Annotated in this window: 24 protein-coding genes, 1 pseudogene and 1 riboswitch; of the genes and pseudogenes, 7 read left to right on the forward strand and 18 right to left on the reverse strand. The window is 38.2% G+C overall.

Translation table 11 applies throughout. The annotated features are described in order from the left end of the window. Nucleotides 1–34: 34 nt before the first annotated feature. From I6E70_RS13700 to I6E70_RS13715, 4 genes are all read right to left on the reverse strand, one after another. On the reverse strand, nt 35–553 hold the full coding sequence (locus I6E70_RS13700; protein ID WP_197188932.1) for an Lcl C-terminal domain-containing protein: 519 nt from the start codon (nt 551–553) through the stop codon (nt 35–37). A gap of 9 nt (nt 554–562) precedes the next feature. Beyond that, a complete protein-coding gene (locus I6E70_RS13705; RefSeq protein ID WP_197188933.1) occupies nt 563–2218 on the reverse strand; it encodes an Lcl C-terminal domain-containing protein in 1656 nt (551 codons plus the stop codon). 69 nt (nt 2219–2287) lie between these two features. Continuing rightward, on the reverse strand, nt 2288–2620 hold the full coding sequence (locus I6E70_RS13710) for a hypothetical protein (RefSeq protein WP_007581673.1): 333 nt from the start codon (nt 2618–2620) through the stop codon (nt 2288–2290). Nucleotides 2621–2642: 22 nt separating this feature from the next. Further along, nucleotides 2643–3347 carry a DUF2982 domain-containing protein gene (locus I6E70_RS13715; protein ID WP_101217563.1) on the reverse strand — a complete coding sequence of 235 codons (705 nt, stop codon included), beginning with the start codon at nt 3345–3347 and terminating at the stop codon, nt 2643–2645. A gap of 246 nt (nt 3348–3593) precedes the next feature. On the opposite strand from I6E70_RS13715, the gene I6E70_RS13720 reads away from it, so the two are divergent. The 3 genes from I6E70_RS13720 (at nt 3594) to msrA (ending at nt 8370) form a co-directional block, all read left to right on the forward strand. After that, entirely contained in the window at nt 3594–4646 is a 1053-nt protein-coding gene (locus I6E70_RS13720) for an efflux RND transporter periplasmic adaptor subunit (protein ID WP_197188934.1), read from the forward strand. Nucleotides 4647–4649: 3 nt separating this feature from the next. Continuing rightward, on the forward strand, nt 4650–7748 hold the full coding sequence (locus tag I6E70_RS13725) for an efflux RND transporter permease subunit (RefSeq protein WP_197188935.1): 3099 nt from the start codon (nt 4650–4652) through the stop codon (nt 7746–7748). An 85-nt stretch (nt 7749–7833) separates the two neighbouring features. After that, complete coding sequence (gene msrA, locus I6E70_RS13730; RefSeq protein WP_197188936.1) at nt 7834–8370, forward strand: peptide-methionine (S)-S-oxide reductase MsrA; 537 nt, start codon at nt 7834–7836, stop codon at nt 8368–8370. 90 nt (nt 8371–8460) lie between these two features. On the opposite strand, the gene I6E70_RS13735 is transcribed toward msrA, so the two are convergent. The 3 genes from I6E70_RS13735 to I6E70_RS13745 all read right to left on the reverse strand — a co-directional run bounded on the left by I6E70_RS13735 (nt 8461) and on the right by I6E70_RS13745 (nt 12043). After that, the gene (locus tag I6E70_RS13735) at nt 8461–10290 is read right to left on the reverse strand and encodes a TonB-dependent receptor domain-containing protein (RefSeq protein WP_165727574.1); all 1830 of its coding nucleotides are present in this window, start codon (nt 10288–10290) and stop codon (nt 8461–8463) included. A 37-nt stretch (nt 10291–10327) separates the two neighbouring features. Then, nucleotides 10328–10510, reverse strand: a riboswitch (cobalamin riboswitch). Between the two features lie 63 nt (nt 10511–10573). Beyond that, nucleotides 10574–11359 (reverse strand): ABC transporter substrate-binding protein, encoded by a 786-nt coding sequence (locus I6E70_RS13740; RefSeq protein ID WP_197188937.1) that lies wholly within the window; start codon nt 11357–11359, stop codon nt 10574–10576. Between the two features lie 201 nt (nt 11360–11560). Beyond that, nucleotides 11561–12043 (reverse strand): YajQ family cyclic di-GMP-binding protein, encoded by a 483-nt coding sequence (locus I6E70_RS13745; protein ID WP_007377833.1) that lies wholly within the window; start codon nt 12041–12043, stop codon nt 11561–11563. A 152-nt stretch (nt 12044–12195) separates the two neighbouring features. Between I6E70_RS13745 and I6E70_RS13750 the strand changes: the two genes are divergently transcribed. Both I6E70_RS13750 and I6E70_RS13755 read left to right on the forward strand, forming a co-directional pair. Beyond that, a complete protein-coding gene (locus I6E70_RS13750; RefSeq protein ID WP_007581666.1) occupies nt 12196–12549 on the forward strand; it encodes a VanZ family protein in 354 nt (117 codons plus the stop codon). Continuing rightward, a complete protein-coding gene (locus I6E70_RS13755) occupies nt 12542–13444 on the forward strand; it encodes a ketopantoate reductase family protein (RefSeq protein WP_197188938.1) in 903 nt (300 codons plus the stop codon). The genes I6E70_RS13750 and I6E70_RS13755 overlap by 8 nt, the downstream gene beginning before the upstream one ends. A gap of 40 nt (nt 13445–13484) precedes the next feature. On the opposite strand, the gene thiI is transcribed toward I6E70_RS13755, so the two are convergent. Together thiI and I6E70_RS13765 are read right to left on the reverse strand one after the other, a co-directional pair. Next, on the reverse strand, nt 13485–14942 hold the full coding sequence (gene thiI / locus I6E70_RS13760) for a tRNA uracil 4-sulfurtransferase ThiI (protein WP_101164302.1): 1458 nt from the start codon (nt 14940–14942) through the stop codon (nt 13485–13487). A gap of 97 nt (nt 14943–15039) precedes the next feature. Further along, nucleotides 15040–15693 (reverse strand): TetR/AcrR family transcriptional regulator, encoded by a 654-nt coding sequence (locus I6E70_RS13765; protein ID WP_007581663.1) that lies wholly within the window; start codon nt 15691–15693, stop codon nt 15040–15042. Nucleotides 15694–15891: 198 nt separating this feature from the next. Here I6E70_RS13765 and coaD point away from each other — a divergent pair, with 198 nt between their 5' ends. Next, complete coding sequence (coaD, locus tag I6E70_RS13770; protein WP_024609006.1) at nt 15892–16383, forward strand: pantetheine-phosphate adenylyltransferase; 492 nt, start codon at nt 15892–15894, stop codon at nt 16381–16383. Nucleotides 16384–16418: 35 nt separating this feature from the next. Here the strand turns inward: coaD and I6E70_RS13775 are convergent, their stop codons facing one another. The 9 genes and pseudogenes from I6E70_RS13775 to argC form a co-directional block, all read right to left on the reverse strand. Next, nucleotides 16419–16925, reverse strand: a complete 507-nt coding sequence (locus I6E70_RS13775) for a hypothetical protein (RefSeq protein ID WP_197188939.1) — start codon at nt 16923–16925, stop codon at nt 16419–16421. A gap of 104 nt (nt 16926–17029) precedes the next feature. Beyond that, a complete protein-coding gene (locus I6E70_RS13780) occupies nt 17030–17542 on the reverse strand; it encodes a hypothetical protein (protein ID WP_033026433.1) in 513 nt (170 codons plus the stop codon). Nucleotides 17543–18536: 994 nt separating this feature from the next. After that, a complete protein-coding gene (locus I6E70_RS13785) occupies nt 18537–19070 on the reverse strand; it encodes a hypothetical protein (RefSeq protein WP_197188940.1) in 534 nt (177 codons plus the stop codon). Between the two features lie 16 nt (nt 19071–19086). Next, nucleotides 19087–19287 carry a hypothetical protein gene (locus I6E70_RS13790; protein ID WP_197188941.1) on the reverse strand — a complete coding sequence of 67 codons (201 nt, stop codon included), beginning with the start codon at nt 19285–19287 and terminating at the stop codon, nt 19087–19089. Nucleotides 19288–19552: 265 nt separating this feature from the next. Continuing rightward, nucleotides 19553–21453: pseudogene (gene argH, locus I6E70_RS13795) on the reverse strand (argininosuccinate lyase). A 49-nt stretch (nt 21454–21502) separates the two neighbouring features. Further along, on the reverse strand, nt 21503–22705 hold the full coding sequence (locus I6E70_RS13800; protein WP_007581653.1) for an argininosuccinate synthase: 1203 nt from the start codon (nt 22703–22705) through the stop codon (nt 21503–21505). Beyond that, nucleotides 22702–23634, reverse strand: coding sequence for an ornithine carbamoyltransferase (locus tag I6E70_RS13805; RefSeq protein WP_024592295.1), 933 nt, complete (start codon nt 23632–23634; stop codon nt 22702–22704). Before I6E70_RS13805 ends, I6E70_RS13800 begins: the two co-directional genes overlap by 4 nt. Before the next feature lie 7 nt (nt 23635–23641). Then, complete coding sequence (gene argB, locus I6E70_RS13810) at nt 23642–24409, reverse strand: acetylglutamate kinase (protein WP_165727586.1); 768 nt, start codon at nt 24407–24409, stop codon at nt 23642–23644. Then, nucleotides 24410–25420 (reverse strand): N-acetyl-gamma-glutamyl-phosphate reductase, encoded by a 1011-nt coding sequence (argC, locus tag I6E70_RS13815; protein WP_007581649.1) that lies wholly within the window; start codon nt 25418–25420, stop codon nt 24410–24412. 224 nt (nt 25421–25644) lie between these two features. On the opposite strand from argC, the gene argE reads away from it, so the two are divergent. Beyond that, a complete protein-coding gene (gene argE / locus I6E70_RS13820) occupies nt 25645–26805 on the forward strand; it encodes an acetylornithine deacetylase (protein WP_197188942.1) in 1161 nt (386 codons plus the stop codon). The last annotated feature ends 159 nt before the right edge of the window (nt 26806–26964 follow it).

A 26964-nucleotide genomic window follows, 5' to 3' on the forward strand; every position in this document is an offset into this window, starting at 1 on the left:
CTGCACTTTCATCGGTCTAATCTTAGTAAGTACTTTATTCTTCGTAGCGAACTAACCGTAAATACACATTACTAGTTTTGGCGTGCAAGCTATTCAGCCCACTATCAAATTGATAAACCCATGCAGAGCTCATCGTGCTCACACCCGATGTATTTGACCAATAGTTTTGAAGCTTAGTACCAAAAAACACCTCTTCATTAATGCTCGGCTCGGTGCAACTGTGCTCTAAAATACTCGCCAACTCTTTAATGTTAGGCATTTGCCAATCATCGTAAGCTGCAGTTGTATCATTTTTAGCACCGCGTAGTGCTTCTTGCCAAGTAAGAGAAGGTGTAGAGCCTTCGCAAAGCTGCGTCTCTGTATTATAAATTTGCCCATAACTACAACGTTGCCACATAAGGCCAGTTTCGGTATCTGACACTGTGCCATCTGTATTTATAGTAAATCTATCTGTCGGCGTTGTGGTATCTGCACCGTCGTAGCACGTTTGCGCCGCTGCAATATTAAAGCTCAAGCTTATAGTTGCTAGTACATAGAGTAATTTTAATTTCATTATTTTCTCCTAACGGCTTCTAACTAAACGAACATACGCAGTATTTTCTTTTGGATAAGCAAGATCGTTACCATTACTCATATCTATAATATACGCTTGCGATAAACTTGTACCATCGGCTGCAGTTTGCGAGGTCCAATACGGTAAATCCACATTTTCTATATCACCTGATTGAGGAATATAAGGAAATAACGATTCGTCTATTAGCACTCTTTGCCCTTGTTTCCCGTAATCAATTAAACCTAAAAGCTCGTTATAAGTTGGTAAGCGCCAGTTTGTACCACCACAGAAATCTAAGCTATTCACTTCGTTTATATAGCTTTGCACGCCGCAACTGGTATCATCCGGACAAGTTGAATTGGCTGTACTGGTATCGGTAAAAGTAGTATCGCCCAAATCCCAAAAGTAATGATTTTGCCCTTCACGCAAACTTGTATTTGGCAATACTCCAGAGGATTCAGTTTTTACTTCCCATACAAGCCCTGTAACATTATCGCGTATACAGGTAAAGTCACTACTATCATCACCAACTTCATCAGCAAACTGATTAAGTTTAGTGTAATCAAACGCTAAATTACCTTTGCCAACCTTATCTAAACGATTTGCATAGCTATCGCGTCCGAGCTCTGCATCTTGCTCTGGAAAATCATCGCTTTCACAGTTAATGCGTTGTGTATTGTTGTAACACTCACCAACACCACTATCGTTTATAAGCCCAAGCGCTTTTGGTGATACATCAACAAATAAAGAATCTGTATCGGTACGTCCTTTTGAGTCGGTTACCGTTACTTCAAAGCTCAATGTGGTCTCGGTATCTACATCAGAGGCAAAAAATGTCGTTGTACATTGGTTGCTATTACTTAATGTTTCGCTATTACCGGTAAGTTGTTGCCATTTACACTGATAGGTATCGGTAACAGTTTCGCTATTCGTTGCATCAAGTGTTACTTGTTCAAACTCCTCAATATTTTGATCAGCACCTGCATTTGCATCCACCAACTCATTTGTTTTGTTAAGCGTCATCGAATATTGAGTACTCGCCTCACCGCCTTCATCATCAGTGACTGTTAGCTGCCAAGACAAATTTACGTTACTTTCTAGTAAAGGATGAGAAAAGCTAAGAGTTGACTCATTAAAGCTAGCAATATCTAAATCAGGACCTGATAGCAGTTGCCACAAGTAACTATCAATTTGGCCATTATCATCAGGATCGCTCGACTCAAGAGCGCTCAAAGTAACTGTATCTTTGTATACAGAAGGAAGTGTTTCAGGAGATGTTTGGGTAACAACAGCAAGAGGAAGTTGATTATTAGAGCTCACTGAAATAGAAATGTCGTCACTAACAGCGCTACTACCGGTGCTTTGATAGCTTACTCTTAAGATTATTTCACTATCAGTTTTTACGTCAGGGGCTGTCAATGTTTGCTCAGCACCATCAAGCGGAAAACCTTCTAAGCTTGGGCCGCTAACTTGTTGCCATGAAAACGTACCATCAGCGGGGGAACCTTGTGCTGTGATGGTAAATTCAGTTTTTTCGATAATTTGTAAATCGGTTCCAGCATTAACAGATGTTTCTACAACTGTATTATCGCTATCACCGCCATCTCCTCCACACGCACTCAGCAAACCACAAGAAATGAGGGGGATTAAAGCAAACGCTTTCATACGCAGCACCTTATTATGTCAAATAATTACTATAGTGTAATTACTAGCAATAAAGATGCCATTTAAGTACTACATATATGTATCTTGATGAATGCGTACAAACAACTTCGTACCGATTTTACTGTAATCTACTTTGTATTCACGCCCATCTAAAGCTTGAATAAATAGTAATTGTTTTTCTTCGCCAAATACATCTGGGCTTCCAACATAGACTATTTCTAAATAGCGATCTTTTGCATCACGGCGGTTTTTAGGTAACTCTTCTTTAAATGGCTCTAAGCCATGTTGAGTCACTTTAATTTTAGGATGAATTTCAGAGTTTACAATCACTAAATCATGCTTTTTATCTTTATGTATTATGGTGTTTCGACCACTTTTTAAAAAGGCTCTCTCTTGACTCATTTTTCTTTCCTACAGTCGCAGCTTAATTATTAATTTGCGACGCTATAAACTGACTAGGCTCGCGCTTCCACTTATTTAAGTTAGCACTAAATGCCCAGATATCTCTATCTAACACACTGGCTGGTAATAATAAATCGTAACCGGTTAACAGTTGAAGGTGCTTAGTCCTGTTAGCAAACATAGCTATAAGACCAGTATAGCTTATCCCTTTATGGGATGTGTAATGTGTATCTTCTATTAGCCATTCTGATGGGCAATTGCCATTTTTGCAATGTTTTTGAACAACTTGCATAAACAAATTACGCTGCTCTATTAATAATTTCCCTGCAATTCGAGGCGCTATGCTTGTTAAAAAGTCATCTATGTCGTTTACCTTTATACCAACCGCATTTAATTCTAAGTAATCAAAGCCATCTTCTACTTTGGGTATACCACTGTGATGAAAGTTACTATGAGGCATACACCAAGCTCCGTATTTATGGCAATAAACGAGCTCAGACTCATTTAATATAAGGCTATGATATGGCTCTTGAGTTTTTAAATATCCAATAAAAATAGCGGCAATACACAAGCTCACTAAAAATATTTCAAGTATGCTAATCTCACCCGGCCTCAGTAAATTAAACAACATAATAAAAACTAAACCAATTGCACCTGCAACAAGCACTTCAATTGCGTTTCGCGCACCTTGTGCCCGAAACTTAATGGCATTGTTAGATTTATCCATATTGGTAAAACACCATATAAAAAACAAGCATAATAACAGCCCAAATTATGACCTTTCTTGTTGTTATACATAAGTTACAGGTGGTTTTAAATTTCATACATTACCGCTTTTTCCTCAACAAAATAGGAACAATGAATAAATCTTATTTACTTTTACGCTTAACGCACAAATTTATGAGACACATAACCGTCTTTTCCCGGTCTTATTTCGTACAATACTTACAATTCATTTTCAGGTATGAAATCAATGTACTCAAGACAATCAGGTAAAGCACTTTTTCCATTTATTATTACGTTACTTCTAATATTTAGCGTTTATTTATATCTACCCGCTAGCCACGGCGAACAGGCCGATTTATCACAAATGTCTACTCAAGTAACAGCTCATACTGTTACTTCTCAGGAAAACGCAGTGATGATAGAAGCGATCGGTAGCGCGCGTGCAAACCAAGCAATCTATATAAAAAGTGCGCAAAACGATTATGTCACAGATATATATTTTAAAGACGGCGACTTAGTCAGTAAAGGGCAAAAGTTAGTACAGTTACAGAGCCAACAAGAACAGCTTGCCGTTAAAGAGCTTGGCATTAACTTACGTGAAGAACAACGTCAGTTAGATCGCCTAACCGAACTTTCACGTTCGCAATCGACGGCAAAGTCGTTACTTGAAGAGCAGTTATCTCGTGTTGATGCAACAGAGGCCCAACTAGAAAGCGCTAAAACTAAATTAAACGAAATGACTATTAGTGCGCCCTTTTCAGGCCTGTTAGGTAAGCGTGAAATATCAATAGGTGCTTACGTAAGTAATACAACAATAATCACAACACTTGATGATATTAGTATTATTAAAGTTGACTTTAAAGTACCTGAAAAATATTTAGCACAATTAAATATAGGCATGAAAGTGCTTACGCAAAACGATGCCTACCCAGGACAAACATTTAACGGCAAGGTAACGCATATTAGCTCGCGTATTGATTCGGTTACTCGCAGTGTTGAAGTTACAGCAAGTTTTGCCAATAAATCAGGATTACTTCGCCCTGGTATGTTACTAAATACAGCACTTGAGCTAAGCAGCAACCAAGCTTTAATGGTGCCAGAAAAAGCGGTTATACCTTTGCAAGACAAACACTTTGTTTTTCAAATTCAAGATGGGATAGCTAATAAAATTGAAGTGCATGTTGCTAGCAGAAATAATGGCTGGGTTGCTATCGACGAGGGCCTAACTGATGGCGAGCAAATTGTTACTGAGGGGCTAATAAAAATTCGCTCTGGAAGTAAAGTAAGCGTAAAGGGGTAATACGTGAAAATTACAGATACTAGCGTCAAGCGCCCCGTTTTTGCCATTGTAATTAATTTACTGCTTCTTACTTTTGGACTGGTTGCGTTTACTATGCTGCCACTTCGTGAATACCCGGATATTGAAACGCCGATTGTAAATATCAGCACTGAATACACAGGTGCTTCTGCCGAAATTATAGAAACCAAAATAACGCAAATAATAGAAAATCGAATTTCAGGTATTGAAGGTATTAAAAGTATTAACTCATCGAGTCGTAATGGACGTTCAAACATTACCATTGAGTTTGATATTAACCGCGACATAGATGCAGCATCTAACGATGTACGCGAACGTGTAGCACGTGCACTTGATAGTTTGCCCGATCAGGTACGCCCGCCAGAAGTATCTAAATCAAATAGTGATGAAAGCCCAATCGCCTGGTTTGTATTAAACAGCGAAACAATGGACTCGTTACAGTTATCTGATTACGCGCAGCGTTTTATTGTTGACCGCTTAGCCGTAGTAGATGGTGTGTCTAACGTACGTATTGGTGGTGAGCGCCAATACGCCATGAAAATTTGGCTAAACCGCCAAGCAATGGCTGCACGGGGTATTACCTCAAGCGATATAGAAAATACACTGCGTACAGAAAATGTTGAACTACCGGCTGGCGAAATAGAATCTATAGATCGTGACTTTACCGTGCGTACTGCACGTAGTTATAAAGATCAGCGCGATTTTAAAAACCTCGTTATTAAACGTGGTGATGAAGGTTACTTAGTACGTTTAGGTGAAGTTGCCGATGTACGTTTAGAAGCTGCCGATGACGAAAGCTTATTTCGTGGTAACGGGCGTAATATGATTGGCTTAGGTATTGTAAAACAAGCTAAAGCAAACACACTAACCGTAGTAGATAACGCACGCAGCGAACTTGAAAAAATCAAACGCAACCTACCTGAAGGCACTACAATTCAAGACAGCTACGATTCGTCTGTATTTATTAAAGAGTCTATTAATGAAGTTTACAGCACACTTGCCATCTCTATGGGTTTAGTCGTACTCGTTATATTTTTGTTTTTAGGCAATATACGAGCAACGCTTATCCCTGCGGTCACCGTACCGGTCGCACTTGTTGGTAGCTTTATGTTTTTGTTGGCAATGGGCTACTCAATTAACTTACTAACTTTACTTGCCTTAGTACTGGCCATTGGTTTAGTAGTAGATGATGCCATTGTAATGCTTGAAAACATTCACCGTCGTATTGAACTGGGTGAGCCGCCGTTACTAGCTGCATTTAGAGGCGCGCGTGAAGTAGGTTTTGCTATAGTAGCAACCACGCTTGTACTAATATCGGTGTTTGTGCCATTAGTATTTATGGATGGCCGTATAGGTGCATTATTTACTGAGTTTGCTATGGCGGTAAGTGCTGCCGTATTTTTCTCAAGTGTTACAGCACTTACTCTCGCACCAGCCTTGTGCTCTAAAGTACTTAAAATATCAGACAAACCAAATAAATTTAGCCAATGGATGGACCGCCAGTTTACTAAAATTGAAGTAAGTTACCGTAATTCACTTTCCACCAACATAACCCGTAAATGGGGTTTAATGGTGAGCCTATTATTAGCTGGCTTTGTTAGTTACTCGTTGTTTTTACAAGTTCCTTCTGAGCTAACGCCAAAAGAAGATCGTGGCACGTTCTTTATTATGATGAGCGGCCCAGAAGGCGCAAGTTACGAAAATAACGCCGCTAATATGGCTAAAATTGAAGAGCGCTTAATGCCTTACTCGCAAGCCGGCGAGCTAAGTCGCGTACTTGTTCGAGTGCCTGGCTGGGGTGGCAGCGGCGGTGTTGCGATTGTGGGTATGGCCGATTGGGATAAACGCAAACGCTCAACCTGGGAAGTAATGGACGAAATAAGCGGTAAAATGCAAGAAGTTACCGATGTTCGTGCATTTGCCATTATGCGCCGTGGTATTGGTGGTGGTGGCTCATCTCGCCCAATTGAGTTTGTACTGCAAGGTAATGATTACGCTCAACTGGCCGATTGGCGTGACCGTATAATAAAGCGTGCTGAGCAAAACCCTGGTTTAGTAAGAATCGATCATGATTACAAAGAAACCTTCCCACAGTTTTTAGTTAGCATAGATAAAAACAAAGCTGCCGATTTAGGCGTTTCGGTATCTGATGTAGGCCGTACACTAGAAACAATGCTTGGCCAGCGCCGTGTTACGACCTTTATTGACCGCGGTGAAGAATACGATGTGATTTTAAAAGGGACAAAAGAAGATTTTACCAATCCTACTGATATTTCAAATATATACCTTAAATCACGAAGCGGTGAACTAGTTCCACTTGATAGCCTTATCAGCTTAAAAGAAGAAGCAACAGCATCGCGCTTAAACCGTTACAACCGTATGCGCGCAATTACATTAAGCGCCAACTTAGCTGATGGCTATACACTTGAGCAAGCGCTTAACTTTTTAAACGAAGTAGCCGCGCAAGAAAACGATATAGATGGCGCAGTAGATTACAAAGGTGAATCGCAGCTTTATTACGAAGGCGCATCAGCGATGACCTACGTATTTATACTTGCACTCACCGTTACCTTCTTGGTGCTTGCTGCACAGTTTGAAAGCTTTATGCACCCATTTGTCATTATGCTTACCGTACCGCTTGGTTTAATGGGCGCTATGTTTGGGCTTTGGGCTACAGGGCTTACCTTAAATATTTACAGCCAAATAGGTATTGTCATGCTCATAGGCTTAAGTGCTAAAAATGGTATTTTGATTGTGGAATTTACTAACCAATTACGCGATAAAGGCGTTGAGTTTAGTGAAGCAATACTACAAGCGGCTACCCAGCGCCTTCGCCCAATAATAATGACCTCACTTACAACCGTTATGAGCTCTGTTCCCTTGGTTTTTGCTTCAGGCCCCGGCGCTGAAAGCCGTATGGTAATTGGTGTAGTTGTGTTTACAGGGGTTATTGTATCTACCCTGCTGACTCTTTTTGTTGTACCTGCTGCGTATTATGCTCTATCGAAAAATACACAGTCACCTGAGTTTTTACAACAAAAGCTGAATAAACAAGCTGCTGAAAAGCCTTTCGAAGAGATCTAATCTCTTTATTGCGCCGTAACCTTGTTGTTGCGGCGCATACAATTTATGCTCGCCTTTAAACTCCATATACATTTTAGGAATACTTATGAGCTCAACAACGCAAGTAGCAACATTTGGTGGCGGCTGTTTTTGGTGTATAGATGCAGCATTTAGACGTGTAAATGGCGTATTAGATGTGAGTTCTGGCTATACCGGTGGCGAAACCGACACCCCAACCTATAATTCTGTATGCTCTGGCACAACTGGGCACGTTGAGGTTGTTAAAATTGAATTTGATACCACTGTAGTTAGCTTTGAAACACTTTTAGCAATGTTTTTCACTTTGCATGATGCAACACAATTGAATCGCCAAGGTAACGATATAGGCACACAGTATAGAAGCGTTGTTTACTATCACGATGAAGCCCAACTAAAGCAAACCAATGAAATGATAGCTCAACTGCAAAGCCATGTGAGTGAGCCCATTGTGACAGAAGTCAGCCCTGCCACTACGTATTATCCAGCAGAGCATTATCATCAAGATTACTATAACGAAAACCCACAGCAGGGTTACTGTAGTATTTTAATAGCACCTAAATTACATAAATTTGAAACCGTATTTAAAGAGTTCTTAGTTGACTAGCTAATTTGAGCAGTTAAATTGATTAGTTAAACTTAGCTACACATTAAAAAGCCCGACATAAGTCGGGCTTTTTAATATTAATAAATACCGTTAAAACTGGTAGCTTGCGCCTGCAAAAAAGCGACGCTCTGGCGTGTTGTAGTAATACACTTGACCCGTTGTAAAATCAGTATTTGAATCAACAGCGTTATATTCTTTATCAAATAAGTTTTCTACACGAAGCGAAACTTCAATATGTTCATTTACTTGATAATTACCCGCTAGGTTCCAGAGTGTATAAGAGCCTAAGCGCGTCACAGCACCTTGTCGGTCGCTACGGTATTGCATGTCTAAGCTTGCATCAAAAGCACCAAACTGTTTTGCAAGTTCCCAGTTAAAAGTACGTTTAGCAACATTACGCAACTCTGCGCCCGTTTCTTCGTCTTCAGCGCTTAAGTAAGCAAAGTTAAGGTTGCTATCAAAACCAAAAAACTGCTGAGATAAGCTAAATTCAACCCCTTCGTAGCGTGCTTCATTTAAGTTGATAGGAAAGAAGTTAGAATCTAAAGATATCTTATCTTCAATATCATTTCTAAAAATAGCAACGTCAATACTTGCTATATCAAAATCTACATTTAACCCAATCTCTTGATTTAATGATTTCTCAGGCTCTAAATCAGGATTAGATGAAGGTGGAAAACCAGGAAAAGCCGGAAAGTATAAATCGTTAAATGTAGGTGCTTTAAAACCAGTGCTTTGGCTTATGCGGAACGTGGCGTCTTCAGATAAATGATAACCCGCAGCGGCTGTATACGTTGTTTCGTCGCCAAATTGTTCATCATCGTCTTGGCGAATTGTTAAATTAGCTAACACTTTTTCAGCATTGTAATAAGCCCCAACAAATACTGCTAATACATCACGCTCTTGCATATCATACTGCGTTGAACTGTGCGATACATCATCGTTGTACCAGTTAACACCACCGCTAATATTAAGCTCTTCAGATAATATATATTGACCGTTATAATCAAATTGCACACGTTTCGTTATAAAATCATTTACACCAAATGCTGAGGTATCGTGAGAATCATCTGTTGAAATAGCAATATCAATACTGTGCGATTGGTTAGTGTAGTTTTTACTCCAACCTGCAGAAAGCTGATAGTTTTTAAAATCACCTGTTTCCATAGTACTTGTGGCTGGACTAAAGCGACTGTCGTAATCTGCATAGCCTTCACTGTATTGACCTAATAACTTAAAGTCGCCGTAGTGTGCATCAGTATAATTTACTTTAAAACCAAGGTTTTTATTTTCATAGCCATCTTCATCTGGTGCTACGCCTTGCAGTGCATCAAAGTTATCTGTTTTTTCAAAGCCTGCATTAAATGCTGTTGTTATATCGCCTGATTTTACAGAGCCTGCCACTTGATAATTTTGGTAAGAATCAGAACCAAACGTAGCACTCACAGATAAGTTATCTGATTCACGCGTTATAATGTTAATTACGCCAGCAAGTGCATCAGAGCCGTAAACAGCCGCGCGAGAACCCTTAATAATTTCAATGCGTTCAATACTATTTAAAGGGACATTATTTAATGCTTTTTGACCAAGTGTTGCTGAGCCTGTACGTACACCGTCAATCAGAATTAGCGTATCGCCAGAGCCAGTACCACGAAGTGACACACCTGTATTTTGGCCAAAACCACCGTTTGGATTAACCTGAAAACCAACTCGCGTGCTTAATAAGGTTGGTAAATCGCGTACGTTGCTTGCTTCTATTTCTGCACGCTCAATAACATTTACACTTGCTAAAACGTCATTGATTGATTGCTCAAATTTATTAGCTGTAACGGTTATTTTTTCAATTGATTGCTCTGCGCCAGACACAGAAAATGAAAGCGCAGCAGAAATAGCAACGCCTAAAGTTGTTTTGTTTAACATGATGTCCCCTACCTTTGCCCACCGCAAAGATTTAAGTAAGTAAGATTGCATCAAGGCCGGTCTCCGGACTCAGTAAGCACATCAAAATATGCAATACTTTACCGTTGCGGGGGCAGTGTTGGGCTTGTAGTCATCAGAAAACGCACCAACTTCCCGATTATCCTGCTAAAAAAATCATTACATGAAGTGGCTAGCAAGCACCTTGAAAATATGTCGCTATTGTGAGTATTTTGTTTACAAATGTCAATGGACGTCTATACAGCTAAAAACCTTTAAAATGCAGTTAGGGGCTAGTATAGTTTGAAGAAACTCCATATTTATCAAGTAGCTTCTGAAGTTGTATTTGTGCAGTAGGTAAGCTTAGTATTTCATCCATTTTATTACTGGTGATCTTATTTGATTTAGAGTTAACTAAAAAGTGCGTTTTATAAACGGCATCTGGTACGTTACTTTTATAGAGTAAATCCATATTAAAAGTATTTTGATTTTTAAAATATTGGTAAGCAATATTATTTAAAACGCCTACTTCCGCGCGCTTTAATAGCAGCATTTTAACCACATTGAATTCATCAATGGTTAAACTTACTTGATGTTCCTCACTTAAAAATTCGGCATCTGTATTAAATCCAGCAAATTGATACGAGTACCCCAGAACCCCAACCTTTGTTAATGACGTAATGTCGTCAAAGTAAGCTTGCTCATTTGTATTTTCTTTAAGCGTATAAAGCTCATTTTTGGTAATGGTATAAAATTCGGTTTTTTTAATATTCTCTTGCGCTGATTGTGGGATCCATTGCAGTGCCATTAAAAATAAAACATCAAAATTATTTTTTTCAACTGACAAAGCAAGCCTTTTTACAGGTAGAGACTTAAGTACGAAGTTAAACTCCTGCTGTGCTCCGTTTAAAATCTTAATAAACTCAGGAGCAAAACCCTGCTTTTTTTGCGCATTAATAATAATGGGAAAGTAGCCATCTTCAACCAGTACATCAATATCAACTGTTTTTGATAAGCTTAGTTTGGTAAATGTAAGCAAAGCAAATAACAAAAATAATTGATGACGTTTCATTTTAATACCTTCTAGTGTGAAGTACTTAATTGCATGTGATTAAATATAATAGCTTAAATATCAAAAAGGAGATTAATACATACGGGAGTATCTAGGCAGTAAAGAGGGATAATAGTGAGATATTTAAAAAGAGTAAGTAGCTTCAATCTGTCTGTAAGTATAAACAGATTAAAGCATGCTTAATTTAAAACTATTTATTAATTAATCGCGGAAATTTTTAAACTGAAAAGGCTGACCTAGCTCAGCACTGCGCACTACTTGCATAGCCTCTTGAAGATCGTCACGTTTTTTACCCGTTACACGTACTTCTTCGCCTTGGATAGCAGCTTGAACTTTAACTTTAGAGTCTTTAATGGCTTTAACTACTTTTTTAGCCATGTCCTTTTCGATACCCTGCTTTAAGCCAACGTTACGAAATACATTTTTACCTGCACGGGTAATATCTTGAAGCTCTAAGCTTGATACATCCATACCACGCTTAGATATTTTGTTAGCTAAAATATCAAATAATTGCATAACCTGAGAGTCTGCTTCAGCTTTAAGCTTAATTGTTTTGTCATTTAGCTCAATAGATGCATCAACGCCTCTAAAGTCAAAGCGAGTCTCTAGCTCACGATTTGCATTATCAACTGCGTTTTTAGCTTCGTTCATTTCTACTTCAGATACAATATCAAATGAAGGCATTGGTTTGCTCCTAACTATTTAATCTTAATTTTATGTGGTAATTATAACGCTAAAATTATAAATCTTTACATTTTTCTGCATCTTGTTCAGGTGCGATATTAAATTAGTTTGATATACTTGCGCCTCTTTTTTAAGCGATTTTAGGATTTGTCGTGACAAGGCGTGTTTATCAAGCAATTTTTTTAATCAGCATAGTAGCTTTTACCTTTTTATTTGCCAAAGAAATAAAAGGTGGCGTTGTAAATTTATTTCCTCATGTTGATAAAGTCGCCCATTTTGGGATTTTTTTTATACTAGCCATAATAATGGATAAAGCGTTTAAGCTTCCTTTATATGCGCAAATACTTTTATTGGCAGGTTATGGCGCCTCTATAGAAATAATGCAAGACGCACTTCCATATAGGCAAGCATCACTCGGTGATTTTTTTGCTGATTTTGCAGGTGCCGCAAGCTACTTTTTACTTAGAGTAATTTTTACACCTCGAAAAAAGAACCCATATGGCTAATATTTTAATTGTCGGCGATGGTGCTATTGGCTTGTTACTTGGTTATTTTCTAAGCGCGTCGCATAATGTCAGTGTTTTAACTCGCAAAAGCCCAACAAATACCCGCTTTTATAGTCGAGGAAAGGGTGCATCTAAAAAAATTGACGCACAATTTATTTCATTAAATCAGCTAAATAAAGCGGCTGAATTTGATGTTGTTTTATTTACCGTTAAAGCCTTTCAAGTACTTGATGCATTTACGCAAATAAAGCCGTTTTTACCAAATCATTGCTCTGTTATACTTTCGCATAACGGAATGGGTAATGTTGATGAGGTAAATAGCCAGCTAAGCACTCACCAAGCACTCTACTTTTTAACGACAAGCATAGCGGGCTTTAAATCAAACCAATACATTGTGCAGCACACTGGTGAGGGACAAAGTGTTATTGGTGCTTGTAATGAATTAGCTTTTCAAAATAGCGCGCCAATAGCTGATATTTTTAAAGTGATACCCAGCCTAAAGTTTACTAATAACATTCAGCAGCTTCGTTTTGAAAAACTACTCGTAAATATTGCCATTAACCCATTAAGCGCTTTAAGTAATGTAAAAAATGGTGAGTTACGCGCACCTAAGTACAACGCTATAATTTTTAATGCACTCACTGAAGCATGCAATATAGCAAAGGTACAAGGGCTTAATATCCCATTAATTAAAGCTCTCAATACCGCTTATAAAATAATGGAGTTAACCGCAAATAATTACTCATCAATGCAGCAAGATATAGCTCACAATAGAGAAACTGAAATATCAGCTATATGTGGCTATATTAGCCAACAAGGTAAACTTCACGGTATTCCTACACCTTACAACGATGAGTTGTTTGTCAAAATTCAGGCAAAAAAAAGCGTGGTATAAACCACGCTTATATTAATTCTTAACTTTAAGACGACAAACCTTATGGGCGGTAAACTTTTACAGTTTCAAAGCCTTGTTCGTGCAGCATAAGTGCCTGTAGTTGGCTCATTACGCCTCTATCACAATATAAATAGTAGTCAGTGTCTTTTGGTAAATCACCAAACTTAGTCGCCAGACGGAAGAACGGTAAATGAACCACTTCAACACCGTCGATTGCAAGCGGTGCAGCTTCTTCTTCCTCTGGTGAGCGAATATCAACTACCACAGAGCCTACAGGCAAATCAGCAACCGATTCAGCTTCTTTAAGTTCTTGTTTGGCTTCTACGTCAATATCACGCACGTCCATTATACGTGCGTTGTTTACAACGGTATCAAGTACATCAAAGTCGAACTTTTCTTCTTCACCAAGAATAACGTCTATTTTGGCTTTAACCGTTGGCTTTTTAGAAATAACACCACAGTATTCAGGCATTGTTTCTGCCATTTCAGCCGTACCAATTTGGCGAGCAATATTAATAATCTCTTGCTTATCGTGTTGAATAAGCGGGCGTAAAATAAGCGTTTCAGTAACACGGTCAATCACGCTTAAATTCGCTAATGTTTGACTAGATACTTGGCCAATACTTTCGCCAGTAACAAGTGCTTGAATGTTTAACTTTTGCGCAACCACACTCCCTGCGCGCATCATCATACGTTTAAGTACAACACCCATTTGGCTGTTTTCAACGTTTTCTAAAATTTCAGCAACAACAGGTTCAAAATCAACCGTTACAAATTTAACTTTATGTGTAGAGCTGTATTTTTTCCATAAGTAGTAGCTTGCTTGCTTAACGCCAATTTCGTGCGCTGCGCCACCTAGATTAAAGAATAAAAAGTGTGTGCGTGCGCCTTTACGAATCATTTGGTAACTTGCTACGCCAGAGTCAAAACCACCAGACATAAGCGAAAGCACATCTTCTTGAGTTGGCAGAGGAAAACCAGCCATACCAAAATGCGTATGAGAAACAATGTAAGCTTTATCGTCTTTTACTTCTAGGCGTATTGTTACTTCTGGGCGGCTAAGCTTTACGCTTGCGCCTTCAATATGTTGATTTAATCCACCACCAACATAACGCTCTAAATCAGTTGAGGTAAAATCGTGTTGCCCTATGCGCTTAGCACGAACGCAAAAGGTTTTACCTACAATAGTATGACCAACTAAAGCGATGGTTTTTTGATAAATATCATCAAGAGTTTCGAATTGTGTTTCGGTTACTTCAATAAATTGAACAATGCCAGGGATGCGTTTAAGGCTATCGATAAAATCAAGGCGAACTTGCGCGTCTTCAAGCTTTGTAACAACTGAAATGTTATCCCAGTTATTTCTTACTTGTACTTTTTCGTCAACACGGCGCAATACAATTTTAATGTTATTTTCTAACACTTTAGTAAAGCGTTTACGGACTGAACGGCTTTTAATGGCTATTTCAGGATGTAGTTTGACGATAAATTTAAGCATAGTTCACTCTTAGACTGCGGGAATTCGCGCTCCCAGGCATTTGGCGCGGGATTATAGCAAAAAATTCAGCGCCTAGGAAACAGCCTATTACTATCGATTAAACTACTGTTGGGGCTTGTTGCGCTAATTCAGTATATTTTTCACGTAGCAGGTTCATTTTATCAATGCTTTTATCAGTACTGTACGCTCTAAATAATGTAAGTACTTTTAAAATGCCATGATATATATCTTGCTCAGCAAGCGTACCACTTGGCCTACGGGCTTTAATATAAGGCGTCCAAAAACTAACCGTTAACTTTAGTGTATGTGCTAAATCAATGACATCTTGCTCATCAATAGCAATCATTTCACTGTCGCGAAGTCCTAAAATAATTTTACGAACTTGCTCTAACAACTCTAACTGAAAATCAATATAAGCTTGTTTTAAATCAGCATCTCTAGAGAGAATATCCCCGAGATTATCGTAAAAAAAATGATAGCGCCACATCAGCTCAAATAACGAATCTAGGTAAGCCGTTAAATGATTAAATGCATCATCATCTTTATTAATAGGTTTAAAGTGAGTATTTAAATGATCGCGATACAGCGCAAAAATATGACGGATAATGTCTTCTTTATTTTTAAAATGATAATAAAGATTACCCGGGCTCATCCCTAAGTTTGATGCAATATGATTTGTCGTTATTGCACGCTCACCATTTTCGTTAAACAACAAAATACTGGTGTGTATTATTTTATCCTTGGTATTCATATGCTAATACTCAAATTATCTATAGGCTACATTACACTCAAAAGAGGTAAACAGTATAAACAAATATGAATCATTAAAACACTCCAACCATGGACTGACCTGTTTAAAGAAAGTAAGTGTTTATATGCTTTTTTAGCTAGGCTGCTTTGTGGCATAAACACTGTTAAACTAGCGCTAAAATAATAAATAGTGAACATTATGAAAGTTATTGCAATTTACCCTGGCACCTTTGATCCACTAACTAATGGGCACACAGACCTTATTCAACGTGCAGCTAAAATGTTTGATACTGTATTAGTTGCGGTTGCTAATAACCCAAGTAAAAAACCCTGCTTTAACCTTGAAGAACGTGTTGAGCTTGCAAACTCTATTTTAAGCCACATAGATAATGTTAAGGTGATTGGTTTTTCTGGTTTATTGGCTGACCTTGCGCGCGAGCACAATGCTAATGTGCTTATTCGCGGTATTAGAGCTGTATCTGATTTTGACTATGAATTTCAATTAGCTAACATGAACCGCCGCCTGAACCCCGACTTAGAAAGTGTATTTTTAACACCCGCAGAGCGAAATTCATTTATTTCATCAACACTCGTTAAAGAAGTAGCTCGCCACAATGGTGATGTAAGCGAGTTTGTAGACCCTGTAATTGTTAAAGCGCTAAAAACTAAATTGGGCTGTGGTGCCAGTTAATAATAAATAAGGCCTGTTAGCACTGAAATCTATTACTAATAGGCCCCTTTATTAAACACTTTATTTAGCTTTCCTTCTAACCAAGCAAGTTTTAAAACATCTTTACCTATAAAGAAAACTAAAACCATGGTCAAATCTGTAAGATTTATACCTACTATGTACACCCACCAGAACCACCAAAATTCATAATGGTGCATAACATCATTATCTATATACATTGCAAAAAATAGTGAGGTGTTTATACCTAAACCAAATAATAAATAAATGTATACGCTGCTAATCTTTATAAAAAAACCAGATAAAATAATAACAAATAGAGTAATAATATCGAATAAGAAAAAATCGAAGTAAGTAATCGCGTCCATATCAATAAGCATACTAGAAGAGTAAGAAAGTGCCATGATGAAAGATAGCCAAACAATGCTTTTATCTGCGCTATTTATCGAACTTGCTAAAGAATATAAAAAAGCCATCAAAAAGCCCCATTGTACAAAAATACCTATATAAAAAGAGATATTTGTATTTAAAAGTAGCTCAACCATTTTACTCCAACACTAGATAAAAAATTATTATACCGCTTTACATATTACGGCAACATCAAATAAAGGCACAAAATCACTCTTCTTTTAAGTTAAGCTTTACTGCCTCAGCGATCTAAACTTAACTTTCTAACACATCTTAAAAGCTTGTTTAAGCCTAAAAAATCCTTATTGATGATTAATACCAATGCCATTGTAAAGTCGACAAAATACATTCCAAAAATATAAACAGTCCAAAACCACCAATAGTAAAGAGTACCTGCAATTTCAATATCGTAGTGCATACCTAAAAATAAACATGCATTAATAAAAAGGCCTACAATTAAATAGGAGAAAGCAATTGGTACTAATTTTTTATATATAAATCGCCAAAGTATCAGGGCGCTAATAGTAGCAAGATCATAATAGAAGTAATTTAGGTGAGGATTTTCAATAAGTGGATCCATGAAAAGACTAGATATATATGAGACCATCATTATAAATGAAAGATGCGTTCTACTTTTATCATTTTTATTAATACTCGCTGATAGGTTATATAAAAATGCGATTAGGAAGAACCATGTAAATAGTATTGCTACGTTATATCCTAAATCTACTAGAGCCCAAAGTATGTCAGCCATCAACTGTCCTTTTCAAACTAGTAATCAAACCATTTTTAAATTTCATCAAGTATAAAAAATCTTTGTTTATAAAAAATATAGCTACCATTATAAAATCAGCAGCGTTGACCCCTATCGCGTAAGCATTCCAAAACCAGTAGCTTGTGTTATTTGATATATAGATGTCGTAGTGCATGAGAAAGTGTAGAGCTGAGTTTATAGCTAAACCAGTTATAATATATAAATAGGCAATACCATCATGCCAGAGCCGCCTAAGGGAAATAATAACTAGGAGAGTTAAAATATCGGAAAACAAAAAATCTAGATAAGTTACCGTATCCATATTTGTAAATATACTAAACGAATATGAAACACTCATAACCAAAGACAAATACACTCTTTCTTTATTAGGCTTATTAATCGAATGAGCAAGGGAGTACAAAAAAGCCATAAGAAATCCCCATTGTACAAATGCACCTATGTACAGAGAAACTGTTGGGCTAATTAAAAGTTCATTCAATATTTTTCAAATTTTTAAAGTTCAATGCAACCCCTCTTTTAAAAATGGTATTTTTATTGAATACTAGTGACAGAAACATTAAAACATCGAACATATTAACGCCAACAGAATAAACACTCCAATACCACCAAGGCTCATAGTTATATAAGACGTATAGATCGTAATGTAATATTAAGGTAAGCACAGCATTTATTATTAACGCAAAGATGATGAAGTGAAAAGCTATAGAGCGGTGAAGTACTTTAAAGTACTCTAAAATTAACAAAGCTAAAATTGTAACAAAATCGTAGAGCACCGAGTTTAAATATAAACCTTCTAATAAGTCTATATAACCACTAGAAACATATGAGCAGAGCATAAGCGCAGATAAATAAACAGGAGACTTATTTTCTTTATTTATAGTAGAGGCCAAACAATACAGGAAGGCCATTAAAAAGCCCCATTGAGTGAAAGCTTGCATATAAACCATTAGGGGTTCAGTAACATACATTTAAGCTAGGTTACTTTGTCGGTATCGTTTGATTTGAAGTAGCTGAGGGTTTTGTTTTTTAACTTATGAAGACCAAGTAAGTCTCTATCTACAATCAAAATAACAATCATTATAAGATCGATTATATTGACTGAAAATGTATACAAATCCCACAAAAACCAAGGTTCCCTGTTATTGTAAACATACATATCTAAGTACATACACAAACTCAATAATGAATTAACTATAAGGCCTATTAATAAATACATAAATGAGGGAGTTGTTTTTTTTAATAGTAAATAAACTGATAATAAGGCACCCACAGTAGCATAATCATAAAGTGCCCAATCAAGATAAAGTGAGCTTTCAACTGATAACCATGAGAAAAAATAGTCTGAAGTAGAATAAGAAAACATCATAATGAAAGAACTGAGCAATAAGGTTGTATTTCTTTTTATGCCTAATGAAAAAACAAAAACATTAAAAAAAAATGCCATCAAAAAACCCCACGAGGCAAAAGCTGATAGCGAAAAAAAACCAAAAAACTCAGTTAAAAACATTCATTACCTTCATTAATTATTTTGGTTTATTTGGGGGATAAAGTATCACACCACCACGTTCTAGATCAGTACTCGCAGCAGCCATCGCTTCTTGAGAGAAGCTTACTGTATCAGATTGCAGGGTTTTAGGGCTAGCAGTTTGTTCCATTGCAGGCTTTAATTGTTGTGTTTTGTTGTATGCTTGCATTTGTACTTGGCTATTAGCTGAAACTTGCATGTGATTGATCCTTATAAAAGTTTTAATTATATTTGGTGCAACTTTTAACCACATTATTATGTAGATAAATGCATCACCTGTTTAAAGTAGTGATAGCTATTTTGCTATCTACTTTATACAAAGCAACCAATGTGCCAACTTTTTTTGACACCTTAAAACTCACTCAAAACATATTTATATAATCAAACCAAACAGCTCCGACCAGTTTACTACAAACATAAAAAAACGCACAGGGATAACCGTACGTTTTTTGTATCCAGGGAGTTTAAGCTACGTATTTACACGGGATCTCCGCACGTGTACTTAGCTTCAAAATATATTCCATTGCTACTTCGTCGCAATTTTCTTTACGAAGGCAAAGTTCACAATCTTTCATTACTTTTTCAGGCAAAGAGTCTTTGCTACAAAAAGTAAAACGTTGTTGTTCAAAAAAATCTGGTACACGTGTTAATACAATAACTCGGTTAAGTGCCAATTTTTTGGCTTTAGTAAGTAGATGATCTACAAGCTGTCTACCCTGCCCCGACACTTTACTTTTTGGGTCTATACCCAATGAGCGTATTTCAGCAAGGCCGGTATCGTAAATGTATAACGACGCACAGCCCGACACTTTTCCATTTATTTCTGTTACTGCAAACTCGTTAATAGAGTGCACCATATCGCTTTTTGCACGAGGCAGGTTTTCACCTACCGTTGCCCAATGCTGTATAAGCGTGGCAATTGCTTCTACATCATCTAAATTTGCATCACGTACCGTTATTTGCTGTTTTTTTTTGGCTTCTTTAACAGCATTCGTTACTTGTTCAATAGACGTCCCACCAAGGGCTTTACGTGCTTTTATACATGCATCAATTTCAAGTACTGGGTAAACATCGTCTTCAAATACAGTGTTTACTGATTTGTACTGTTCAAGCGATAGCTNGTGTTTACTGATTTGTACTGTTCAAGCGATAGCTCTTCAAGCGTTTTACCTTCGCTAATCGCAAGCTGTACAAGTACACCTACAATGTGATGCCCTTCTCTAAATGGCACACCTTTAGCAACTAAGTAATCAGCAAGTTCGGTGGCGTTTGCATGCCCTCCTTTTGCTGCAGCAAGTGTCTTATCACCGTTTACTTTAACGCCTTTAATACATGCTTGCGCCATATGAATACATGCAAGCCATGTTGGCATAGCGTCGAACAGGCCTTCTTTGTCTTCTTGCATATCTTTATTATAGGCAAGTGGCAGCGCTTTTAACGTCATCATCATAGCGCTAAATGCACCAAATACACGTCCGGTTTTACCGCGAATAAGCTCGAGTGCATCAGGATTTTTTTTCTGAGGCATGAGCGATGAGCCTGATGTTACGTTATCAGCAAGCTCTATAAATCCGGCTTCACCCGAATTATAAAAAATCAGATCCTCTGACATACGAGATAAGTGAATCATCGAAATAGACGCACAACTTAAAAGATCTAACACAAAATCACGATCAGATACGCCATCAAGGCTATTTTTTGTAGCCGCTGTAAAGCCTAATCCGTGTGCTAATGCTTGGCGATCAATCGGATAAGCTGTACCTGCTAATGCACCACTGCCTAATGGGCAAAAATTCATGCGCGCTTTAGCATCTTGCAGGCGGCTTTCATCACGCTCTAGCATCTCTACATACGCCATACACCAGTGGCTAAATAATACTGGTTGTGCGCGCTGTAAGTGCGTGTAACCTGGTAATATTGTGCCAAGCTCTCGCTCTGCAAGCGCTACAAACTCGCCTTTAAGCTGTGCAATAGCATCTAGTAAATGGTCAGCCGTATCACGGCACCATAATCTAAAGTCGGTGGCAACTTGGTCATTACGGCTTCGGCCTGTATGTAATTTTTTAGCTAAATCACCTACTTTTTCAATTAGAGCTGCTTCAACATGTGAATGAATATCCTCTGCACCTGAAGTAGCTACCGCTTGTGGATCTGCTTTAACTTCTTCAAGCAGCTCATTTAATGCAGCCACTAATTTTGTGTGCTCGTCACTTGAAAGTACACTTACCTGCTCTAGTGCACCAGCCCATGCCACAGAGCCAATAATATCTTGCTCTGCTAACTGGTAGTCAAAGGGAAGAGAGTCGTTAAATTGCTTAAACGCCTCATCTGGACCCGTAGAAAAACGTCCGCCCCATAATGCCATGAAATCTCTCCAAACCCTGTAGTGCCCCTTTTATAAGGGGCGTAATAAATTACTTTTTAGCGAGTGCTGAAATTCTGCTTGAAAGCGAGAATAAACGAATAAAGCCTTCAGCGTGTGATTGGTCGTACACATCATCTTCGCCAAATGTAGCAAATGCTTCGCTGTATAAGCTATTTGGTGACTGCTTTTGAACTGCAGTTACTTGGCCTTTGTATAGCTTAAGTACCACTTCACCTGTTGCCACTTTAGAAAGTGCTTCAGCACCGGCTAAAATAGAATCTTTAAGAGGCGTAAACCAACGGCCGTCGTATACTAAATGTGAAAACTCACCACCGAGTACTTCTTTCCACTTACGGCTTGCTTTATCAAGCACTAGCTCGTCAATGGCTTGAAGTGCTGCCATAATGACTGTGCCGCCTGGCGTTTCATAACAACCGCGTGACTTCATGCCAACTAAACGGTTTTCTACAATATCAACACGTCCAACACCATGAGGCGATGCAATATCGTTTAATTTAACCAAACAATCATAAGGTTTAAGCTCTACGCCATTTACAGCAACCACTTCGCCTTCAACAACTTTTAATGTTACTAGTTCTGATTTATCTGGTGCTTGCTCTGGAGAATTAGTCCAAGTCCATACTTGTTCAGTTGGTTGACACCATGGGTCTTCAAGCTCACCACCTTCGTGCGAAATATGCCATGCGTTAGCATCACGGCTATAAATTTTTGTAGCAGATGCTGAACACGGAATGTCACGCTCTGCTAAGTAATCAAGTAATGATTCACGGCTCGATAAGTCCCACTCACGCCATGGCGCAATTACTTTTAAATCAGGGGCTAGTGCTGCAAAACATGATTCAAAACGAACTTGGTCATTACCTTTACCAGTACAACCATGAGAAAGTGCATCAGCACCTACTTTACGTGCAATTTCAACTTGTGCTTTAGCAATAATTGGGCGCGCCATAGAAGTACCTAATAAATAAGTACCTTCGTAAATTGAGCCCGTTTTAAGCGTTGGGTAAATGTAATCACTTACCATTTCATCTTTTAAGTCAACTACGTAACATTCAGATGCACCAGAGGCAATTGCTTTAGCTTCTACGCCTTCAAGTTCTTCAGCGCCTTGACCTACATCTGCAACAAACGCGATTACTTCACAGCCGTAGTTTTCTTTTAACCATGGCACGATAGCCGACGTATCAAGACCACCAGAATAGGCTAAAACGACTTTTTTAATTGAACTCATAGGTGTTCCTTAACAAAATTTGGATTTAGTAATGTAACTAGCAGAGCATTTTGCGCATGCATGCGATTCTCTGCTTGTTGAATGATTTTTGATGCTGGACCATCCATTACCTCAGAGGTAATTTCAAATTCACGGTGTGCCGGTTGGCAATGTAATACCGTAGTCGCACCTGTTTGATCTAGCAATGCCTGGTTTAATTGATAAGGCATGTATTTTTCTTTTACTTGCTCAAGCGGCGTTGTATCACCCATTGATACCCATGTATCTGCGTATACAACGTTTGCACCAACCGCAGCTTCAACTCTATCGCTCACCATGACTGATGCGCCATTCATTGCTGCAATTTGCTCTGCTTTTTTAAGTATTTGTGAATCTGGCGAACACCCTTTTGGTGTTACAGCAACAAAGTCAGTACCTAGCGTTGCGGCAAGTAACATCAATGAATGAGTCACGTTATTGCCCTCACCTAAGTAAGCTACTTTAAGCTGACTCACATCGCCATGTACTTCTTGAAGTGTTAAAAAATCAGCAAGCGCTTGGCACGGGTGGTACAAGTCACACAAGCTATTTACCACAGGTACCGATGAATATTCACCTAACGTGGTTAATGTGCTGTGCTGATTTACACGCGCCACAATACCGTCGGCCCAAGTAGAAATATTAAGTGCAAAATCTTTAATTGATTCACGTGCACCCATAGCGCCATTTTGCTGATCTAAATAAACAGCATGACCACCAAGGCGATTAATACCTATATCAAACGATAAACGTGTACGTAAACTTTGCTTTTCAAACAATGTTACGATTGATTTACCCGATAATACTTGGCTGTATTTTTCTGGCTTTGCTTTTATATCTTGCGCTAACTTTAATAAATTAAGTGCGCCTTCTTGGTCTAATTCTAAACCCGTTAAAAAATTCTCAAACATAATAAACCTATGGTGTAATCTTTGTTCCGACATGCTCGCCTTGCAGCAGAGCAGTTAAATTTTCTGGCTTTTGCCAGCTGGAAATATACACACCGCGTCGTAAATGTTGGGCAGCGTGAAGGCTGGTCTTAACTTTGACCTCCATCCCGCCCACAATTACTCCATCTGTAATTAAAGTATCAATGTGTTTTGTGTCAAGTTGATGTAACGGTTGTTTATTTGCGTCAAGTACCGCTTCTACATCCGTCATAAAAATTAGTTCTGCATTTAAATTACTGGCAATAGCCGCTGCAGCTTCATCTGCATTTACGTTGTACCACAAGCCTTGTTCATCAAAGCCGATAGAGCTAACAATAGGTAAACGAGAAATTCTAAGTAAATCATTGATGATAGAATCGTCGTTACTTGTGCATTTACCCACTAAGCAAAGCGCTTTTAATTTTTGGGTTGCAGTCACACCCGCCTCAAAAAGACTTAAGCCAACAGGCTTATGCCCTGCGCTTATAGCTTGAGTCATTAATTGTTTATTAGCGCAACCTGCAAGCGCACCCACTATATAAGGCATTTGCTCTGCTGGACTAATACGTAAACCTTGGTGTTTAGCACTAGCAAAGCCCGCTTGCTTTAGCCATGTATCTACTAAAGAACCACCGCCATGAACAATGACAAACTCATCATTTTTTTGCTCGCTTAGCACGTCAAATAACGCTTTTGCTGCATTTTCTGTATTAAGTACTGCACCACCGAGTTTAATAACCCACGTTTTTTTACTCATTTAAAACGCTCCTTTTAAGCCCGTAGTGTGATCTAAATTCATAGAAATATTAATACACTGCAAAGCTTGTCCAGCAGCGCCTTTTAATAAGTTATCAATGGCAGACATTACAATTAACTGCGTGCCTTGTTGCTGCCAACCAATATCAACAAATGGTTGCTTAGCAACACCTTTAATTGAAGGTATTTTATCGCCTAACAAACGAATTAATGGCTCGTTAGCAAGCACTTGATAAGCAGATGCAACGTTTTCCTTGGTAACGCCAGGCTTAAGTTGTACATAAATAGTTTCTAAAATACCGCGCGCAAAGCTACCTAGATGCGGTGTAAATAATACTTTGTGGCCAAGGTGTTGTTCAATTTCAGGACCGTGGCGATGGTTAAACAAACCATAAGGTGCAAGCGATACCTCACAAAAATGTGTTCCTACACTAGCTTTACGCCCGGCACCCGTAACACCCGAAACGGCATTAATAATAATACTTTCGCTGCTCAATAAGCCTGCTTGTTTAAGCGGTTTAAGTGCATTGAGCGCCGCTGTTGGGTAACAGCCTGCAACAGCAATTAGCTTTGCGTTAGCAATAGCATCATGGTTCCACTCAGCTAAACCGTAAGCCGCTTCATTTAAAAGCTCTGGGTGTTGATGCTCAAAACCATAATAAGTAACGTAATCATCATTATTTGCTAGGCGATAGCCACCAGATAAATCAAATACTTTTTTACCCATAGCTAAAAATTGAGGCGCTAAATCAACACTTACTTTGTGATCGGTACATAAACACACATAGTCAGCATCACTTTGAATGTCATCAAAAGCTGATGCACTAAGAGGAAGTAAAGGACAATCTAGTAAGCCAAGGTGCTCTGGGTATAAATCACTTAGTAATTTATTTTTATCTAAGCTACCCTCAGATACATAACAGCCTGTTAAGGTAAGGTTTGGATGATTAGCAACTAAGCTTGCTAACTCTGCGCCGCTATAACCGCTTGCGCCAATAATAACTACATTCATTGATTACTCGTTATTTTAAAATTTACTGCTAAATATATATGTTGTTCGCTTAAACTAGCTAAGACGCTAAATTAAGACTTAATTTAATGAATTTGTAGATTATCGTCGCATTATTTTCATAGCTTTACTTTAATATATTTATGCTTAAAAAGTGAATTGATATTCATCATAAATACTTTTATATTGTTATGCAATTAAATTGAATAATAATTTTGGATTTTTTTATGCCTTTGCCTTCGTTTATTTCTATGTATCAACAATTGATTGCAGCCCCCTCTATTAGTGCAATTGAAGACAGCTTGTGTATGAGCAATAAAAACGTAATTGAACTCCTTGCGAGGTGGTGCGAAACACTCGGTTTTACGTGTGAAATTATTGAATTAGAAGGAGGTAAGGGCCGCTTTAATTTATTAGCAAAGCGTGGAAAAGGCGATGGCGGTTTAATGCTTGCGGGCCACACTGATACAGTGCCTTTTGATGACAGCCGCTGGAACCACAATCCGTTTAAACTTACCGAACTCGACAATAAATTGTACGGGCTAGGAAGCATTGATATGAAAGGTTTTTTTGCTTTTGTATTACAAGCGATTAGTGAACTTGATGAAAAGCAGCAAACTCAACCTATTTTAATACTCGCCACTGCCGATGAAGAAACAACTATGGCAGGTGCACAGCAAATATGTAATCACCCTAATTTAAAACCTGCACGCTGTATAATTGGCGAACCTACTGATATGACGCCAGTATTTATGCACAAGGGCCATATGAGTACAGCAATAAGAGTGGTTGGTCGCTCTGGGCATAGCTCAGATCCCGAACGTGGCCTTAACGCCATTGAAGTAATGCATAAAGTGATTACAAAATTGATGATCTTAAAAGAGCAATTAAAGCATAAGTATTCAATAAATCACTTTGAAATTCCTTATCCAACATTAAACTTAGGTAATATTCATGGTGGCGATAATGCGAATAGAATTTGTGGTTGCTGTGAAATGCATATAGACATGCGCCCATTACCAGGTTTAAGTGTACAAGAACTACAAGCATTAGTGCTTGATGCAACAAAAGAGATAAATCAGCAATACCCAAATGCGGTGAGCGTTATTGATTTACATGAACCAATCCCGGCATTTAGTGGTAGCACCGACAGTGCTTTAGTTAAAATGGCTGAAAAAATAGCGGGGCAAAAAGCGGTCGCGGTAAATTATTGCACTGAAGCGCCGTTTATCCAGCAACTCGGTTGTGAAACAATCGTAATGGGCCCAGGCTCAATTAACCAAGCGCATCAGCCTGATGAGTTTTTAGCGATGGAAAAAATAAAACCATCACAACAAATAATCACCAATATCATAAAAGCAAACTGCTTTAGCAATCAGAGTTACTAACTGCTTATAACAACACAAAAAAATAAAGGCGCCAATTGGCTGTCTCTTATACACAAATCCCTGCTAAGAAATTAGCGGGGATTTTTTTGAACTAAATCTCAATGTCATGATCAGATCTTCAAATCTTGTTTGAGGGCACATTATGATTAACGAACATAC

This window comes from Pseudoalteromonas sp. NGC95, assembly GCF_015864705.1.
Taxonomy (GTDB): domain Bacteria; phylum Pseudomonadota; class Gammaproteobacteria; order Enterobacterales; family Alteromonadaceae; genus Pseudoalteromonas; species Pseudoalteromonas arctica.

Excerpts from the sequence above, each read along its gene's own strand:
- I6E70_RS13780 (WP_033026433.1), bottom strand. The coding sequence starts at position 17,542 with ATGGCTGACATACTTTGGGCTCTAGTAGATTTAGGATATAACGTAGCA.
- msrA (WP_197188936.1), top strand. The coding sequence starts at position 7,834 with ATGAGCTCAACAACGCAAGTAGCAACATTTGGTGGCGGCTGTTTTTGG.
- I6E70_RS13705 (WP_197188933.1), bottom strand. The coding sequence starts at position 2,218 with ATGAAAGCGTTTGCTTTAATCCCCCTCATTTCTTGTGGTTTGCTGAGT.
- thiI (WP_101164302.1), bottom strand. The coding sequence starts at position 14,942 with ATGCTTAAATTTATCGTCAAACTACATCCTGAAATAGCCATTAAAAGC.
- argE (WP_197188942.1), top strand. The coding sequence starts at position 25,645 with ATGCCTTTGCCTTCGTTTATTTCTATGTATCAACAATTGATTGCAGCC.
- I6E70_RS13790 (WP_197188941.1), bottom strand. The coding sequence starts at position 19,287 with ATGCAAGTTTCAGCTAATAGCCAAGTACAAATGCAAGCATACAACAAA.
- I6E70_RS13800 (WP_007581653.1), bottom strand. The coding sequence starts at position 22,705 with ATGAGTTCAATTAAAAAAGTCGTTTTAGCCTATTCTGGTGGTCTTGAT.
- argB (WP_165727586.1), bottom strand. The coding sequence starts at position 24,409 with ATGAGTAAAAAAACGTGGGTTATTAAACTCGGTGGTGCAGTACTTAAT.
- I6E70_RS13785 (WP_197188940.1), bottom strand. The coding sequence starts at position 19,070 with ATGTTTTTAACTGAGTTTTTTGGTTTTTTTTCGCTATCAGCTTTTGCC.
- I6E70_RS13775 (WP_197188939.1), bottom strand. The coding sequence starts at position 16,925 with ATGGTTGAGCTACTTTTAAATACAAATATCTCTTTTTATATAGGTATT.
- I6E70_RS13735 (WP_165727574.1), bottom strand. The coding sequence starts at position 10,290 with ATGTTAAACAAAACAACTTTAGGCGTTGCTATTTCTGCTGCGCTTTCA.
- I6E70_RS13720 (WP_197188934.1), top strand. The coding sequence starts at position 3,594 with ATGTACTCAAGACAATCAGGTAAAGCACTTTTTCCATTTATTATTACG.
- I6E70_RS13740 (WP_197188937.1), bottom strand. The coding sequence starts at position 11,359 with ATGAAACGTCATCAATTATTTTTGTTATTTGCTTTGCTTACATTTACC.
- I6E70_RS13755 (WP_197188938.1), top strand. The coding sequence starts at position 12,542 with ATGGCTAATATTTTAATTGTCGGCGATGGTGCTATTGGCTTGTTACTT.
- I6E70_RS13700 (WP_197188932.1), bottom strand. The coding sequence starts at position 553 with ATGAAATTAAAATTACTCTATGTACTAGCAACTATAAGCTTGAGCTTT.
- I6E70_RS13710 (WP_007581673.1), bottom strand. The coding sequence starts at position 2,620 with ATGAGTCAAGAGAGAGCCTTTTTAAAAAGTGGTCGAAACACCATAATA.
- coaD (WP_024609006.1), top strand. The coding sequence starts at position 15,892 with ATGAAAGTTATTGCAATTTACCCTGGCACCTTTGATCCACTAACTAAT.
- I6E70_RS13765 (WP_007581663.1), bottom strand. The coding sequence starts at position 15,693 with ATGAATACCAAGGATAAAATAATACACACCAGTATTTTGTTGTTTAAC.
- I6E70_RS13715 (WP_101217563.1), bottom strand. The coding sequence starts at position 3,347 with ATGGATAAATCTAACAATGCCATTAAGTTTCGGGCACAAGGTGCGCGA.
- I6E70_RS13805 (WP_024592295.1), bottom strand. The coding sequence starts at position 23,634 with ATGTTTGAGAATTTTTTAACGGGTTTAGAATTAGACCAAGAAGGCGCA.
- argC (WP_007581649.1), bottom strand. The coding sequence starts at position 25,420 with ATGAATGTAGTTATTATTGGCGCAAGCGGTTATAGCGGCGCAGAGTTA.
- I6E70_RS13745 (WP_007377833.1), bottom strand. The coding sequence starts at position 12,043 with ATGCCTTCATTTGATATTGTATCTGAAGTAGAAATGAACGAAGCTAAA.